Here is a 16,823-nt window from a genome sequence, read left to right as displayed (position 1 = left end):
TTTCGCTGTAATCTTGTCCATCGCCGTAGCGGCAGAATATTCGCAGTGGCGCCGTTGACATTGACGTGTGCGTCAGTGGCAGGGCATTTGTGCCTGCTCATCGGTATCAGCCCAGGACGAAATTAATTCGAAGATCCAGAACTGAGCTTGTCGGCTATCACCGTTGTCGCCCGCTTATGTTAGACCAGGCAGTGGGCGTTCCAGCGGGAAGCCGCCGAGGACCCAAGGCTGGGCTTGTCGGATAGATTGAGCGCTGTTCCTGTTCGGACAGGGACGAGCCGACATCAGCCTGCGCAGCTTGAATATGCAGCCGCAGTGTTGGCAAAGGTGCCCTATGTCCGCGAGTAAGCAATGCGAGGGGACTCGTAGATCCATCCCGTCAAGCAGGGCAAGAAGCTCCGAGCCTCCATGCGTTGGAGCTCTCGCTTGCGAGAGCGTCTGTTTCGATGTGATCCGGCTAAAGTGACTCACTGACTCAGCGACAAAAGCCGGGAATTTGTGCTGCTTCACTTTCGAGACGTTCGCGATCGTCAGGATGCGCCAGTTGCAGCATTTCGCGAACGCGCTCCCGGATCGATTTTCCTTTCAACCTCGCCGCGCCGAATTCCGTCACCACCCAATCTGCGTCGGCTCTTGCCGCAGTTGCGATCCCGCTCGAAAGTCTTGAGACCACGCGGCTGTGTTTTCCGTCGTTCGAGCGTGCAGGGAGGGCGATTATTGAGCGGCCACCTGGAGCAATGGACGCGGCCCGCGAAAAGTCTGTAAGTCCACCGACCGTTCCTAGATAGTGCCCGGCCGCGGTTTCGCCATTCACCTGCCCGGTAAGGTCAACCTCAATGGTGGAGTTCACTGCTACAAAATTGGGAAATTGGGCGAGAACGGAAATCGAATGTGTGTATTCGATCGGATCCACTCTGACCAGCGGATTCTCATGCACAAAATCGTAAAGTTTTTGGCTGCCGAAGACTCCGCCGGTTACTGATATACCGCAATCGACAGGTTTTGTTGCATTTGTCACCACACCCTGTTCGACGAGGTCCACCATGGCGTCGCTCAGGATGCCGGAATGCAGACCTAATTCTCTATGTCCTGTCAACCCACCTAGTATTGCATCCGGCAGAGAGCCGATGCCAAGCTGAAGAATCGCCTTGTCCGGAATCAACGTGCCGACCCTCTGGGCTATCAGCCGATCCGATTCGCTCGGCGAGCGCCGAGGGAGCGTCGCAATCGGATAGTCGCTGCGTACAATGAAATCGACATCGGCAATGTCCAGAGTTGCGCTTGAATGACTCCAAGGAGCCTGCGCGTTCACTTCTGCAATAACGACTCGCGCTTGCCTAACAGCGGCGGGAAGGTAGCTGCAGATTGGGCCGAAGCTAAGCGAGCCGTCGCCACGTTGCGCAGCTTGCAAAAAGACTACGTCGATTGGGATGGTGCCGTCCGAAAAAAAACGGGGAATGTCGCTCAGGTGACAGGGAATGATGTCGAGTACGCCGGCGCGTGCGAAGTCCCTTGCGCGGCCAACAGCGCCAATACCGACAAAGTCAAAGCAGTCAGCGTGTTCGACCGCGATGGCCTCAGCATAGCTGCTGCCGAGGAAGACGCGGACCCGCCCTCCAAGGTCGTACCTTTGTTCGATTAGTGAGCGTACCAGGGCAAGAGGTTCACTGGTTCCCTGTGACCATATGACCGTATCGCCAGGACGAATCAGGCCGGGGAGATTCAAGGAGCAAGCATCTATCTCGACTGGCATATCGCGACCTCTAGGACTCATTTGTGTCGAGCACCCATTGATAGATCAGCCATTCGGTGGTCCCGGAAGTCACAGGGACGTATCGGATGCTGACCGGCGCATCGAGCCGGAGTTGAGCTGTGCCGCTATTCGCAAGGTCCGCTATGACGAGCGGACCTTCCTCAAGTTCGACGCTTACAACGACATGGGGAACAGGGAACTCCTCGAAATACTGTCTGTGGAAGGTTGTCCATGCGACAATCCGCCCTTTCCCAGTGACGGGTCTCCATTGCCACTTCTCCGAAAGACAACGGGGACAGACGGGTCCGGGCGGATACCAAACGTGAATACAGGCGTCGCATTGCTGCAGGCTGAAAGTACGAAGGCTTACCGCCTCCCAGAAGGGGCGATCGTATGCTTCAATGATGGGCAGCGGTCTCGCACTCAGTATCATTTGCTACCTCTCGTATAAATCACGCTTGCCACCTTTCCAGCAACGTCGGAGATGTATTGCGCTCTTCGGAGATTCTCGACTTGTCGCTTCCCGGCATGCCCGCGCAACTGTCGCACTGATTCCACTTGGTGGTTCCAGCCCTGCATGTACGATTCGGAGAGGTGTCCGCCCGACGTATTGACGGGCAAAGAACCTCCCGGCTCGATCTTTCCGTTTGCGATAAAACGGGCGCCCTCCCCAATGGGGCAAAATCCAAAACCTTCTAGCGCGAACAGCACATGTGGACTAAAGCTATCGTAGACCTGCAGCATCCCGATATCCGACGGTCCGAACCCAGCCATCTCGTAGGCCTGCTGGGCGGCACTTCGATGTGCTGTGTGGTAGAAGTCAATTAGCCGGGGACGAAGGCTCGTGGCGTCGCGATTCATATCGCTTCGGGAAATTCCGGTGATGAGCACAGGAGATTGCCGCATTCGCTTGGCCCGTTCGGCCGTGGTAAGTATGAGCGCGACCCCTCCATCGTTTACCAGGCAGTAGTCAGGAAGGCGCAGAGGTTCGCAGATGTAACGGGCGGACAGATAGTCGGCGACCGCGAGGGGTTGCCTCATGATTGCATTGTCGTTCAGTTGCGCAAACTTGCGTTGGGCCACTGAAATACGAGCTAGGTCTGCTTCGCTGACATTGTGTAACGCCATGTACCGTTGCGTCATCATCGCGTAAAAGCCGCCTTGGGACGTCATTCCCCATGGCGCGTAGTTTACGTACGCCCGAAATCTCGCGCCCTCAGCCGTCGGACCACCATACTGCTTCTCATTGCTTCGCTGATCATTGCCGTAGACCAGAGCGACGCACTCTGCAAGCCCGGCATGAATGGCGCTCGCAGCCTCAACGATTGCATTGACAGCGTCAGCCTGTGACGACCAACTCGACTCGATGCCAAGCACCTCACCAGTTCGCTCAATTGATAGAGTTGGTCCGACAACGAGACCATCGATGTCGGACACATCCAGACCGCAGTCATCAAGGGCACGCTTTAATGCGCGCGTGGCGAACGTGTAGGCGTCGTGGCCTGGGGCGATGGTCGGGTCCGCGCGTTTCCTTTGAGCGAACTCTTTGCTGCGCACGTAATCTGTGGCGTAGTCTGTATCTCCGATGCCAACAATCGCGACTTCGTCAGACAGACGCTTCAGTCGATCAAGGTTAGGCATGGTATGTGGATGCTCCGATGTGTGTGTCAGTGGAAGTCGATGGCTGCGTCGGATCATCTTCCGGATTGCCGGCGGCGAGGCGTCCCATGACGGAGCGGACCCGCGGAGGGGTGCTCAACAGACCAAGTGGACAGTTGAGTACAAGCCATGGCTCACCTTCCTGGCTCGTCGACCTCAACAGAATTTGTCTGGCGGCGGTCTGTGCGTGTTCAAAGGCTTCCCTGACGGAAAGCACTGGTGCGCAGTTGATGCCGGCTGACGTCAATTGTTCGATGACCGATGCTCGCGTTTCGCCAAAGGTCCTCAGCGTTTCGCGGAAGCCGCATTTTTGGGCTGCGGGGGCCTCGACATAGACATATCCGTCGCTCGCCCTAAGCAATTCAAATGGGGAAGGGCGGGCGGCAGGAGGCCAGTTGCTCTGGGTAATCCAGACGGACGTATCCTGCATTGAAATGTCGAAGTGGACAGCACTGCCGAATCGCTCGCGGTGAATCCATCCTGCGAGGCAGGCCAGCATTCCGAACTGCCCACCGATGGTGTCCGACGCCGATATGCCAGTCTTCATCGGTTCATCATCCACGAGCGTGAGGCTCATTAGGCCGGACATAGCCTGAATCACCGTGTCGAATGCTGGACGTCCTGGGTAGACAGAGTCGCCGCCGAACCCATTGACGGATACGGTGATCAGATGAGGATGGCTCTTCGCTAGCGTTGCTGCGCCAAACCCGAAGCGCGAGAGCGCGCCTGGCTTCATATTCTCAATCAGGATGTCGGCGTCTTCAAGAAGCTGGTTCAGCCGATCGCAATCGTCTCGTTTGCGCAGGTCGAGTACCCGGCCCCGCTTGTCAGTGTTGCTCAATGCGAAGATGTACGACTGGCCGTCTGCCCGCATCGGGGAACTGCGACGAGTCGCATCCCCCGAAGGAGACTCGATTTTTACGACGTCTGCGCCAAGTGCGCCCAGATGACGACTTGCAAGCGGTGCGACCGTGTAATGCCCAATTTCGATTATCCGGACGCCATCGAGCGGCCGCCCACGAAGAATAGGGTCGCCACTGACTGGCGTTGCCACCTGCACCTCTGCATTTCGCAGCTTGAGCCAGTTTTTAATCTCTTCGCGGTCAGCGTTGGGTGCCGGAATGTTCTTGGCATCCGACGACTGCTCGATCTCGCTACGTAGAGGAGAGCGCGCCAGGCGAACGTATTCACCGGTGGTCGGATCGAGCGACTCATACAGACTTCGACGATGAACCAGATTTGGCTCGGTCGATAGCGATTCAACGTGCACAATGGCGCCGCACGGGATGCCAATAGCGGACATGACCTGCTCGCATTCAGACATGGTCTGCCCAAGGCTCCACGCTTCAAGCAGGTCGTTCAACTCCACGCGGTTACGCATGCGGGCATCATTGGTGTGAAACCGCTGATCTTGAGCGAGCTCCGGTCGGCCGATCGCAGCACTGATCTTGGAAAAATGCTCATCAGTGGCTGCGCAGATTTGTACGCGACCATCACGCGTTCGGAAGCAGCCCCACGGCATATGCAACGGGTGATTATTGCCTACGCGCCCAACGTGTCTTCCTGCCTGATGGAGCGCAAGATAGTTTGGCAGACTGTTCACGGCGCAGTCGAAGATCGCCATGTCGATTCGCTGTCCAAACCCTGTTTGAAGTCTAACTTTCAAAGCGGCAAGGACGGCGCAACCAGCATAGATGGCGGTCGACATTTCAAGAACAGGCGACGTAGTGACGGCAGGTGGTTTTTCGCTTAGTCCGGTCGTATCCATCACGCCGCTCCATGCTTGAATTGCGGCATCGCTAGCAGCTTCTCCAGACATTGGGCCCGTGTGCCCGAAGGCGGTGATGTCACAAAGAATCTGCGGTGTCGGGCGCTCCATATTCCAGATGTCGATGTCCTCGTGCGACAGATCGGAACTCAGGATGATGACGTCAACGCCTTGCAAGAGGAGCTGCTTCAGGCGGCGGTCGCTATCTTTTTCTGGGTCGACGACCATGCTGCGCTTCCCGGCCATTGTGTTTGCGCGATTTATCCACTTTCCAGAGACCGTATGAGACGACGGCTCGATTGCAATTACAGTTGCCCCCAATTCTGCAAGTACCTTTCCACACGCGCCCGCTGCGACTCGCTCCCCTAGCTCAAGCACAGTCACACCAGTCAAAAAACAGTCAGCCTTTGTTGCCGACTCGTCTCGGTTCGACGATGTCGGGGTTGCCTTCAGCATGTGCCTCTCTCCCACGCAGTAGCGATCAAAAATTTGGCGATATTTCAACTTGATTGTTCGAACAATATAGGAGATGGTTTGAGTGGTCAATCGACATATTTAGTCAGACGTCCTCTGCCATTGGACGAGGACGCGCGGACGTGTCCCAGTAACTCGTAGCGCAAAGGCGAGTGCCTCGCCAACCCGCTCCGGCCAGGCAGGCTGGGACCGCTGAGCATTCGACCCGTTTGCAAGATCTAGAACCCGTCAGCGCCGAGGACAGCGCTCGACGCGCGAGATCGTCGCGTCAGTCCGGCAACGTCTATGACGTTTGGGCAGTGCTTTTCATTCTTCACAATGTTCGAACATTTATCACAAGTTAGTCACGGTGTGGGATGCTATTCGACTAGGGAAAATGCCTATGTATCGACCGGCTTTCAAGTTTTAGTCTTCGACACATGTGATTAAATGTTCGAACAAAGATTCTTGATCGTCGGGATGATCATCCCAGGAGGATAAGGGTGCGCGAATTCGAAACGGTTAAGGTCGAGCAGGTAGGGGCGGCAGGTGTACTCACACTCAACCGGCCAGAAAAGAGAAACGCCATCAATTTCAAGATGATGGACGAAATCGAGGCTGCCTTGGCAGACTTGGGCGTGAGCGACGCGGTTTACGGAGTGATCGTGACAGGTGCGGGTGCATGCTTTTCATCGGGCGTGGATCTCAACGGTATGCGCGACATGTCGGCGGCGCGGGATTTCACCGAATACATGTCGAGATGGCGTCGCCTGAACAAATTGTTCGAAACAAATCCGAAACCGATTGTGGCTGCGATCGAAGGTTACTGCCTCACGGGCGGCCTAGAACTAGCCACGGCGTGCGACTTGCGTGTTGGTGCCGAAGGGTCGTCTTACACCATCACTAGCTCAAAAATCGGCACCGTGCCCGGTGCGGGCGGGACGCAGCGTTTGCCGCGATTGATTGGTGTGTCGAATGCATTGGACATATTATTTTCTGCAGAGCCAGTCGACGCGAACCGGGCACGGCAGATGGGACTTTTGAACCGCCTGACTAACCGTGGCGGCGCGCTTGAAGAAGCGCTAAATATGGTCGAGACCTACGCACAGCGCGCTCCGTTAAGTCTTCAATTCTGCAAAAGAGCGGTCTATGCCGGGATGAATATGTCGTTGGACGATGCTCTGGAATTCGAGGGTTTTGTTGTAAACACCATCTATACAACCACCGACAAGCAGGAGGGCGTTCGAGCCTTCCTCGAGAAGCGCGCACCTCGGTTCACCGGGCGCTAACCTAATTTGAACGCCGGAGGGGCGAACATGAGCAAAAGAGTTGCCGTGGTAATAGGTGGTGCACGTGGAATTGGCTGGGCGAGTTGTCTTCGATTGGCGCCGAGTTGCGATTCAATTGCAATTCTTGACGTTGACGGAGCGCGCGCTGAACGAGCCGCTTGCGAGCTCAAGGAGCGATTTGGCATTCGAGCGATGGGCCTGTCGGTCGACGTTACGGTCAAGGAGAAGGTAGCCGCTGCGCGCGAAAAAATCGCCGATGCGCTGGGTACGCCTAAGGTCTTGGTTAACTGCGCCGCGCTCGTCGATGACAAGCGCTTCCTTGAGTCGACCGAGGCCGACTGGGACCGCATTCTATCTGTCTGTCTCTATGGAACCATGAACGCCCTGCATGAGTTCCTGCCAGCAATGTCCGCAGAAAAATATGGACGAGTCGTCTGCCTCGCGTCTGATTCCGGGAAAATTGGCCAAGCAAAACTGTCCTACTATGCTGCCGCGAAGGGTGCCGTCATTGCGCTCGTCAAGTCCCTCGCCCAGGAGTTGGGCCGCGATGGCGTCACGCTCAACATCGTTTCTCCCGGCGCGACCAATACTGAGATGCGAAACGAACGCGAAGATAGTCTCAGGGCTCAAATGGGAGAGGAAGCGTACGAGCGGCGGAAAAAGGCTGTCCTGAAGGCGTATCCGCTCGGCCGACTCGGTGAGCCGGACGATATTGGTGCGGCGGTCGGCTTCCTCTGCAGCGACGATGCGAGTTGGATCACCGGCCAGACTCTCAGTGTGAACGGTGGATTCACAATGGCATGAAGGCATAGGAACGAACTCCCATGGATTTCACGCTTACCCATGAGCAGCGCATGATGGTCGATACGACGCGGAGGCTTAACGAAGAGGTGCTACAACCGATTCTGGATGCCCACCCTTGTCACCGGTCGTTGCCGAAAGCTGCCACAAAAGAGGTACTTCAGCACTTGGCGCAGCTCGGACTGACCGCGGCGCGACTTCCAGAGTTCGCCGGCGGACCTGGTCTATCTGCTTTGGACTACGGGCTTATGTGCGAGCAATTGTCGCCCACGGTCGCGTTTATCCTTCTCCCGCACGAAACCACTATCACGCGGCTCCATCACGGCTGCAGTGAAATCCAACGCGAACGATGGATGCGTGAGCTTATCAGCGCTGAACGCATCATTTGCACCGCAGCGACGGAGCCTGATACCGGTTCCGACCCGCGCGGCGTGCGCGCCCGGATTCGGCGCCAGGCGGGCAGGCTTGTGCTGAACGGTCAAAAAATGTGGATCTCCAACGGTAGCGTTGCCGACCTCGTAAACGTAACTTGCCTCGACGAGCAGGGAGTTTTGGTCCGCGTCATCGTCGACAGGCAGCAGTCTGCTTTCGAAGTAAAAGAAATACCCATGATGGGGTTGCAGCAGTGCCACTTATCCGAGCTTTCTTTCGCCGACTGCTGTATACCCTTCGACAATCTGATCGAGGGAACCGGTGATGCGGCAAAAGTATTGACACTGACATGGCTCGCCAACCGGCCGATCATTGGGCTTTCTGCCGTGAGCTTGGCGCAACGTGCTTTTGAAGCTGCACAGGAGTATGCAATGACGCGTCGGCAATTCGGACGCGAGATCGGCAAGTTTCAGTTGATTCAACAGCAACTTGCCGACATCGAAACAGAGATCAGCGCGAGTCGACTGCTGTGTTACAGCGCGTTAGCAGCAATTGACCGTGGAGAGAGAGCGAATGGTGTTTCGGCGATGGCAAAGCGGTTTGCTGTGTCCGCGTGCGAGAGAGCTATCGCACTCTCGATGCAAGTTCATGGCTCGATGGGTCTTAGTCAGGAGCTCGGCTTGGAACAGATGGCGCGCGATGTGCGGATGCTTTCCATCCCTGATGGCACACCCGAGATCCTCACATTGATCCAAGGCCGTGAAATAACCTCCTACGACGCGTTCCGTGCTTGACGCGATTTGATTGAGAAACTTGCGCGTTGGTACGAATGCAGAGCGATGGTGGTATGGCTTCTTCGCCTGTCGGGTGCGACGTGTAGGAAAATGGAAGGCGATATATGAATCTGAAAGACAAGGTAGTCATCGTTACTGGAGCGGGTCGTGGAATCGGAAAGGCTGCTTCAGTCTTGTTCGCTCGTGAAGGAGCCATTGTCTGCGGGGTCGATTGGAAGATGGAACTCCTTGCGGAAACGGAATCGGCGGTTAGGGACGCGATTCCCGATGCTGCCTTTCATTCATACCAGTGTGACATTCGAGACGAGGACCAGGTTAAGACCACGGTCGCCGCAGTGCTCGACAAGTGTGGAACGATTGACGGTCTTTACAACAATGCGGCCGTCAATACGCGATCCGGATCCTGTGTTGATATGGAGATGCGCTCGTTCGATTTCACGATGGCAGTCAACCTTAGGGGATCAGTACTTCTCTGCCGGCATGTCATCCCGCATATGGTCGCCCAGGGGAAGGGTTCGATCGTTAACACGTCGTCTATCAACGCGCATTTCGGCGGGATGGGGTGTGATGCGTACTCCATTTCGAAGGCTGCGATTGAAACTCTAAGCAAGCAGTTGGCTTACACATACGGAAGTTACGGGGTGCGATGTAACACGATCTGTCCGGGTGTCATTCGCACAGAAGGAACTCTCTCTGCAGCGACGGACCCCGAGGCGGCGGAACAACGTCTAATTGGGCTTTCGGGTCCACTCGGACGGCCGGGAAAACCGCAGGAGATCGCTAATCTAGCTGCCTATCTGCTTTCAGATTATTCTTCGCTAGTTACTGGTGTGACAGTTTTCGCAGACGGAGGATTCTCGACTGGTGGGCGAAAGCTTTCATAGCGCTACCAAGTCCGTTAATAGTCGATGAGTGGTTTTCGTCGGGCGGAGGCGCGCATGAGACCGCACGGATCGTTGCGCTGCTGAAGCGAAAGAAGAAAATCGCTGATCCTAATATTGAATTCATCAAAAGTATGCCCTAACAGGTTCAACGTTTAATGATTAAGAATCGAGGAAATGGGAATCCGTTCTTAAAACCGTCGGAACCAAACGACAATGATGCTTACTGAACCCGTCGCGAAGCGACTTGGCAGATTTTCCGTTGACCTGCGGCTCGACACCGTTCCTGAGGATGCGACACGTCGTGCAAAGGATCTGTTGCTTGACCATATCGGGGTGTCGATGTTAGGCACGCAGAGCGACTGGTGCAAGCAGGTCCGAACCTTTACCGTGCGTGATAACACTGCCTCTGAGAGTGTCATGTATGGGGCACAACGAGTGGGGGTGAGGGCTGCGGCATTTGCGAACGGTACTGCGGCTCACAGCTTTGAACTCGACGATACTCATGAGGAGTCCGTCAACCACCCGGGCTGTGTGGTTATCCCGGCTGCGCTTGCAGTCGCTGAAAAGTTTCGCCGAAGTGGCGCGGACTTCCTTCTGGCAATGGTGACGGGATACGACGTTCAGTGCCGGATCGGGGCGGCTTTCGGAAACGCCATCATCCGCAACGGATTCCACCCTACGGCGACTTGCGGCGCCTTCGGATCTGCGGCAGCCGCGGCGACGCTGATGGGACTATCGACGCAGTCCGTGATCGACGCCTTGGGGCTGGCTGCATCTATGAGTTCGGGACTGATGGAGTTCGCGGCTGATCCTGAGCGGAACGTGGTCAAGCGGATCCACGGGGGCATGCCGGCGGAACGGGGCATTTTCGCGGCGCAGTTGGCTGCGGAAGGGATCTCCGCACCGGGCTCTTCGCTGGACGGCGAAAACGGGTTCGCCCGGGTTTTTGCAGATTCGTCGAACTTCGACCGCGTTTTAGATGGCTTAGGTGAGCGTTTTGAGATATCGGCGGTAAGTGTGAAGCGGTATGCCTGCTGCAAACAGTTTCATAGCTTGATTGAAGCTATCGGGGAGTGCAGGAAGCATCGGCCCTTCGACGCGAGCGATATCGACTTCATCCAGGTGTTCGGCACGAACGCGATGATCGAGGGACATATGGAGTACACGCCGCGATCGCCGATGGCAGCGCAGTACAGCCTACCGTATACGGCCGCCGTTGCCGTGATGCTGGACCCGGGCAGCCCACAATCGTTCACTGACAAGCATTACTTGAACCAGGATGTACTTGCTCTGACGAACAAGGTTAGGGCGGAATGGGACGAACGACTCGAAGGGATGTACCCAACCAGCTTCCCAGCCGGCGTACGAATTCGACTAAGAGCCGGGGAGGACCTTTTCGGTGAAGTTATTGACTCGAGCAGTTCTGCCCGAAGACCGATGGCTAGCGAGCAGATCGAAAACAAATTTCGATCAATGACCGAAGGAATTCTCAATGTAGCTGTTCAAGACGCAATTGTTGATGCAGTGAGCTCGTTCGAATGCGCTGGAAGCGTTGAATCACTGACTAGCTTGCTAGTCAGTGATCCCACTATGACCAAAACGTGAGGATCCACATGGCAGATTCCTTTATCACGCCCTCTGCAGGCTTCCTGGAGAACAAGGTTGTCGTGGAGATAGGCGATCGGACTGCGGTGGCCGCTTGCGGTAGCCTGCTCGCGGAAGCTGGAGCTACGGTTATCGTCGTCGAATCGCGCAATGCGCGTGAGACCGGGAAGTGGAGTAACCGCGCGTGTGCGACTGCAGGCAAGCTCAGCATTGTCATCGACAAGGACAGCAGCCGAGACAGCGAGATTCTTTCTGAATTGCTTGAAAGCGCAGACGTCCTGCTAGCCAGCACAGATGACCTTGACGGGTCCGACGTGTTCTTCAGCGGGTTTGATCCGAGGACTATCTGGGATCGGCCACGACCGGTAAAACAGATTGTCTGTGACATTACTGCATACGGCCACGCAGGGCCGATGCGTGGGCAGGGAGCATCGGAAGCGATGCTCCAGGCTGTTTGCGGGATCGCGACGTCGACAGGTTATCAAGAAGGGCCACCGGTGATTGGATCAGTGCCAGTGATTGAGATGAGCGCGGGCTTGTATGCGGCGTCAGCGGTGATTGCGGCTATGCGTGTCCAGCGCCTTCATGGTTTCGGTCAACGGATTGATATGGCCATGCTTGATGTGGGCTTCATGAGTTTGGCGAGCCAACTAGCGGTGCATCTGTCGGGCCGCCACTCATCCAGGTCTGGGAACCGGCATCCTTTGTTCGCACCATGGAACAGTTTCAGGACCAACGATGGCTACATCATGGTGTGTAGCGTCACCAACGAGCAATTCGCGCGTCTCTGCCAAGCAATCGAACGACCAGAGCTTGCCGGCGATGCTCGGTTTGTGTCCGTGGACGCACGCAAGCGAAACACCGGTGCACTGGAGGCAGAAATAGCGCAGTGGACGTTGAGGCATACGGTTGGACAGTGCATCGAAGCGCTGAGCGCCTTAGGCGTCGCTTGTGGACCCGTTGTAGAGGCTGCGGCTTTGGCGAACGAGCCCAATCTTTCGCACCGTGGTTTGGTAGGCGAAGTCCGCGACGCTGCTACTGCCGACGGCTCTCTCATTCCGACCACCGTCATGCGGGGGCGGCCAGTCTCCGGGATTTCGTCTACACGGGTACCCCGGAGCGGCGAGGACAAGGATGCGGTTCTTAGATTGTTGACCAAGCGGACTCGACTTGAAGGTTCCGGTAAGGTCGACGGCGACCCGCCGTCGGAGCGCCTTCCGCTTGACGGCGTACGGGTAATTGAGATCGGTCAGTATACGGTGGCTCCGTTAGCTGGCAAACATTTGGGGGCGCTAGGAGCCGATGTCATCAAGGTGGAGGCTCCGAGCGGAGACCCAATTCGCGGCGGAGCAGCCGACTCCGACATGGCTCCGATTTTTGCCCTGATCAACACCGACAAACGTAGTCTCGTACTGGATTTAAGGGTCGATGAAGACAAGGTGATTCTGCACCGCCTGCTCTCAGAGTCCGACATCCTCATTGAGAACCTGAGGCAAGGTGCGCTGGCCGCGTTTGGCTTCGGGCCCGACATCCTAAGAGAGCGGTATCCGCGGCTCGTTGGTTGCTCCGTGAGCGGTTTCGGTAGCGACTCGGTCTACCCCGGCCGTCCCGCGTTCGACACTGTTATCCAAGCGATGTCGGGGCTCATGGAGAGTGCGCCCGGAGAGACCGTTCCGCTTAAGCAAGGAATCTCAGCATCTGACATCCTTGGGGGCCAATTCGGACTTTTGGTGCTGCTTGCGGGGCTCGAGTATCGTGACCGAACCGGAAACGGCGTTTACTTCGATGTTTCCATGCAAGACGCCTCAGCTTGGGCGAGCCAGTACTGCTGGAATGGGGGGGGCGCCGGCGAGGCTGAGCGAAGGATCGTGAAGTGCAGCGATGGCTATGTCCTGGTCGAAAGCCTAGACGAGTTCGAGGACCAAAGTTCGCGCGATACCCGCGCGGTGTTCGTGAAAAGCTGCAACGAACGGGGGATGAGGGCTGTGCCGATACTGGAAATCTCCGAGGTCGTGAACGATACTCAAATCCGTGCGCGTGAACTTCTGCTTGAGCGCTCTTCGGTGAATTCAACGTGGACCGTCCTTGGTTCTCCTCTCAAGCTTCGCTCGACGCCGCCACGCGTGAGACATGTGATCGCGGGGCTAGGAGAGGATGACAAGACTATTGTCATGCCCCTCTACCAGCGATGAATCAATTGCGGTACTAAAGGGGGAAATCGGCTAAGGGGGCGCCAAAAGAAGGGTGCCGCCATTGGTTCGTCCGGTCTCTGACCAAGCCGAGAATGAACGAAGCATTGGCGACCTCGGAGTTCGGAAAAAACTTATCGCATTGAAACTCGCATGAGCGAACACACGGGCCATCGAAAAGCGGTCATATACATGCTGGCGTGAGCGGTATTTCTGCCAGCCGTGAATGCCGAAGTATCCTACCTGTCTCATGCTTACCCAATCGCGGAGTTACTTTGGTCACGGTATTCGGGTCACGTTGCATTCATGTTGGTAGTGTTCTTTCCTAGGCGTGGTCTTTCGCTATTTTCCTCGTCGCGTCCGGTGCTGCGGGGCCTCAGATCGAACTTGTTTTGCCTTTCTTCTTTCGTAATGTTTTATTCTCTGCGTCTCGTGCCTGTAGCGACTGCAACGGCGATTGGTTTCACGGCGCCGCTCATGGTGACTGCAATCGCTCCGCTTGTACTGCGGGAAAGAGTCGGGGCTAGAGACTGGATTGCAGTGGCCTTCGGGTTCGCGGGGGCTCTTATCATTGTGCGTCCTGCAACCGGACTACACCCCGGCCGCGGCTCTCGTCGTCGTAAGTGCGATGGCTCAAACGTCAACACAGATCCTTTCTCGCAAACTGGCGTCGCACGATCGACCCGAAACCTCGAATACCTATATGGCCAGTATAGGATTTCTCGTGGCGAGCTTGGCTCTTCCGTATAACTGGGTGTCCCCGCACGACGCTTTCGACGCAGTCGCGATAGCCGCATTGGGCGTCTTTGGAGGACTCGGACACTACTGTCTTGTGCGAGCGTTCGAGTTAGCGCTGGCACTTTTCGTATCTCCGTTCAACTACGCCCAGATAGTAGGTGCTGCGGCTCTCGGTTTCAGCTTCTTTGGGCAACTGCCCGACGCCCCAACATTCTTGGGCACACTCGTCATCATCGGTAGCGGTATGTTCTTCTTTTTCGCTCCGCGCACGATCTCGCAGTCCTCAGATCAGTAAGCGCGAGCTAGAAATACGGGCACGCGTCCATTCGGCCAAAATGTTCGAATAAAGTAGAACGAAAAACGCATGGAATTTCGACTATTGAAGGGTAAATGCCTATACTCCACAACACCTTAGGCTCGTAAATTCAGTGTATGCAGCGTCTATTTGTTCGAACGTTTGGAGCGAAATTGAACGCTTCCAGCTCAGCGGCGGGCATAGGTTTGTCCAGAGGAAAGTTAGGGGTGACCCCGTGAGAGATCGGTGACGTTTTGGGGGAGTGTCAATGAAATTACGATTAGTACAACGTATTAAAAATTTCCGTGGCCGAACGTAATGGGCCTGTTTCATCGGTTCATGTAAACGTCGAGATAAAAAAATAGAGTAATTGAGGTAGCCGTATCGTTGGGGAACCTTCGGAAGGGCCTCGATTTGCATGAAGGATCTGTGATCCTCATTCGAAGCGCCCTCTGAGCAATGAAAGCCATTCAATCATATGATTGAGGAGACAAAATTGGTTGCGAATTCATCTAGGCGAACATTGATCGCCGCTTCAATCGGTAACGTCGGCGAGCAATACGATTTCGCGGTCTTTGGGTTCACTATGCCAGTCATAGCGTCAGAGTTTTTTCCGCAAGGGGATCCAGTCGCTGCGTTATTGAGCACCTTCGCTATTTTCGCGGTTGGCTTTCTCGCTCGCCCATTGGGCGGATTAATATTTGGATACTTGCTGGATAAGCTCGGCCGCGTAAGGGTGCTGGCGCTCACAATTTGGGTGATGGCAGCTGGAACCGGCATTATTGGACTTGTTCCTACATATCACACGATAGGCCTGGCAGCTCCGTTTCTGCTGGTGCTGTGCCGACTTGCGCAAGGAGCAGCCTTTGGAGGCGAGTTCACAGGAAGCACGACATTGGTCTTGGAATCCGCTCCTGACGGAAAACGAGCGCGTTGGGTGGGAACTGGCCATTGCTTCAGTAGCCTACCGATTGCAGGCGTCGCCATAGTCTTGTTCTTCTTTCAACTTCTGATCGGCAAGGAAACCTATAGTGACTGGGGGTGGCGAATTCCCTTTTTACTCGGTAGCTTGATCGGGGTCATCGGATACTTTCTGAGGCGAGGCCTCGAAGAGCCTGAGGAGTACAAGCAGGCGTTAAAAAAAGCGGACAAGAAGGCCCCTCTCGAGTCGTTCTCGCCGGCCGGTCTGAAATCCATGCTGCACGTCGCGATGGTGATGCCGCTTCAAGCCGTAGCGGCCTATTTCCTTATCGGATACATGTACACGTACATGGTGAAGCAGGTCGGTTTGGACGTTGGAACGGCTCTTCTCGCGAATGGTGCTGGGATCGCTGTCTACGCGCTTCTTTGTCCGTTCACCGGCTATCTCAGCGATTGTTTCGGGCGAAAATTCATGATGTCTGCAGGAGCGGTATGGATTGCGCTCGTCGCTTACCTTTCCCTCCACATGGTCGCAAGTGGATCAGTTGTAGGCGCCCTCACTGGGCAAGTGATCCTCGCAATCGGAATTGGGATTTATGCCGCGGCGTGCACCGTGACTAGCGTTGAGGTATTCCCCACGCGTTACCGGGGTACTGGTCATGCAATTGCATACCAATTGACGGTCGGAGTGTTGGGCGGAACAACCCCGTTGATTTGTGGATGGTTGGTGAGCGTTCTTCACACGCCAATGGCTCCGGCATGGTATGTCACGGGTTTTGCAGTTCTAAATTTTCTGATGGTGCAATTTGTCCCCGAGACAAAGAACCTTACCCTTCGGACGTCTGTCGACACTCACGACAACGATCGTGAACTGAATGTATTCGAGGAGCGAGCGCGCGCGAGCGGCGCGGGCGACGTGCGGTAGTCGGTGAGCCATGCTGCGCATTCAGCGATGAATCGTGAGATGAGGTTTCGCTGTAGCTGGAAGCTTGTCTCACATCCAACAAGACTTTAACCATCACAATGACCGCGTCTGCTACGCGGATGGAGGCTAAGAATGTTAGGTTTGACGTTTCCGGGTGAATGTGAGGTTGAGCTTCTTCAGTTTCCGGATCCAAAGGCGGAGCAAGGAGAAGTCGTCGTTCAAATGAAGGCCTCGGGGATCTGCGGGAGTGATTTGCACCCATACCGTGGTCCGAAAGACCTCGCCAGTTTTAAGGCGGCATTACTGACCGGTGCACCAAATACTGCCTCGTGCGTTAGAGAAGTATGAATACGAAAACTGATGCGCGAAAACTGGAC

The 16,823-nt window shown here is 55.8% G+C and carries 12 protein-coding genes and 1 pseudogene; 9 read left to right on the top strand and 4 right to left on the bottom strand.

Going from position 1 to position 16,823, the window contains the following annotated elements; genetic code table 11:
* Positions 1-475 precede the first annotated feature (475 nt).
* The 4 genes from AWB78_RS30390 to AWB78_RS30375 are packed head-to-tail and all read right to left on the bottom strand — an operon-like array spanning position 476 to position 5,636.
* Positions 476-1,753: an acetyl-CoA hydrolase/transferase family protein gene (locus tag AWB78_RS30390; RefSeq protein WP_062610319.1), complete on the bottom strand. Its 1,278-nt coding sequence runs from the start codon at positions 1,751-1,753 to the stop codon at positions 476-478.
* Positions 1,754-1,763: 10 nt separating this feature from the next.
* Entirely contained in the window at positions 1,764-2,186 is a 423-nt protein-coding gene (locus AWB78_RS49860; RefSeq protein WP_062610317.1) for a Zn-ribbon domain-containing OB-fold protein, read from the bottom strand.
* Positions 2,183-3,394, bottom strand: coding sequence for a thiolase family protein (locus AWB78_RS30380; RefSeq protein WP_062610315.1), 1,212 nt, complete (start codon positions 3,392-3,394; stop codon positions 2,183-2,185). Before AWB78_RS30380 ends, AWB78_RS49860 begins: the two co-directional genes overlap by 4 nt.
* Positions 3,387-5,636 carry a CaiB/BaiF CoA transferase family protein gene (locus AWB78_RS30375; RefSeq protein WP_157697671.1) on the bottom strand — a complete coding sequence of 750 codons (2,250 nt, stop codon included), beginning with the start codon at positions 5,634-5,636 and terminating at the stop codon, positions 3,387-3,389. Before AWB78_RS30375 ends, AWB78_RS30380 begins: the two co-directional genes overlap by 8 nt.
* 500 nt (positions 5,637-6,136) lie before the next feature.
* Here AWB78_RS30375 and AWB78_RS30370 point away from each other — a divergent pair, with 500 nt between their 5' ends.
* The 9 genes and pseudogenes from AWB78_RS30370 (at position 6,137) to AWB78_RS30335 (ending at position 16,446) form a co-directional block, all read left to right on the top strand.
* Positions 6,137-6,922: an enoyl-CoA hydratase/isomerase family protein gene (locus tag AWB78_RS30370; RefSeq protein ID WP_062610311.1), complete on the top strand. Its 786-nt coding sequence runs from the start codon at positions 6,137-6,139 to the stop codon at positions 6,920-6,922.
* 27 nt (positions 6,923-6,949) lie between these two features.
* Positions 6,950-7,726, top strand: coding sequence for an SDR family NAD(P)-dependent oxidoreductase (locus tag AWB78_RS30365; RefSeq protein ID WP_063959049.1), 777 nt, complete (start codon positions 6,950-6,952; stop codon positions 7,724-7,726).
* A 20-nt stretch (positions 7,727-7,746) separates the two neighbouring features.
* Complete coding sequence (locus AWB78_RS30360) at positions 7,747-8,889, top strand: acyl-CoA dehydrogenase family protein (protein ID WP_062610307.1); 1,143 nt, start codon at positions 7,747-7,749, stop codon at positions 8,887-8,889.
* 104 nt (positions 8,890-8,993) lie between these two features.
* Entirely contained in the window at positions 8,994-9,773 is a 780-nt protein-coding gene (locus AWB78_RS30355; RefSeq protein ID WP_062610305.1) for an SDR family NAD(P)-dependent oxidoreductase, read from the top strand.
* A 213-nt stretch (positions 9,774-9,986) separates the two neighbouring features.
* Positions 9,987-11,378, top strand: a complete 1,392-nt coding sequence (locus AWB78_RS30350; protein ID WP_062610302.1) for an MmgE/PrpD family protein — start codon at positions 9,987-9,989, stop codon at positions 11,376-11,378.
* Between the two features lie 8 nt (positions 11,379-11,386).
* On the top strand, positions 11,387-13,570 hold the full coding sequence (locus tag AWB78_RS30345; protein ID WP_062610299.1) for a CaiB/BaiF CoA transferase family protein: 2,184 nt from the start codon (positions 11,387-11,389) through the stop codon (positions 13,568-13,570).
* Positions 13,571-13,789: 219 nt separating this feature from the next.
* Positions 13,790-14,131 (top strand): annotated as a pseudogene (locus tag AWB78_RS49855) (EamA family transporter); the annotation flags it as partial.
* On the top strand, positions 14,067-14,600 hold the full coding sequence (locus AWB78_RS49850) for a DMT family transporter (RefSeq protein ID WP_374729497.1): 534 nt from the start codon (positions 14,067-14,069) through the stop codon (positions 14,598-14,600). The pseudogene AWB78_RS49855 and the gene AWB78_RS49850, both read left to right, overlap by 65 nt.
* A 496-nt stretch (positions 14,601-15,096) precedes the next feature.
* Positions 15,097-16,446, top strand: coding sequence for an MFS transporter (locus tag AWB78_RS30335; protein WP_096031872.1), 1,350 nt, complete (start codon positions 15,097-15,099; stop codon positions 16,444-16,446).
* The last annotated feature ends 377 nt before the right edge of the window (positions 16,447-16,823 follow it).

Source organism: Caballeronia calidae, from assembly GCF_900044055.2.
Lineage (GTDB): Bacteria > Pseudomonadota > Gammaproteobacteria > Burkholderiales > Burkholderiaceae > Caballeronia > Caballeronia calidae.
This window is presented reverse-complemented; position numbering and strand designations above follow the sequence as displayed.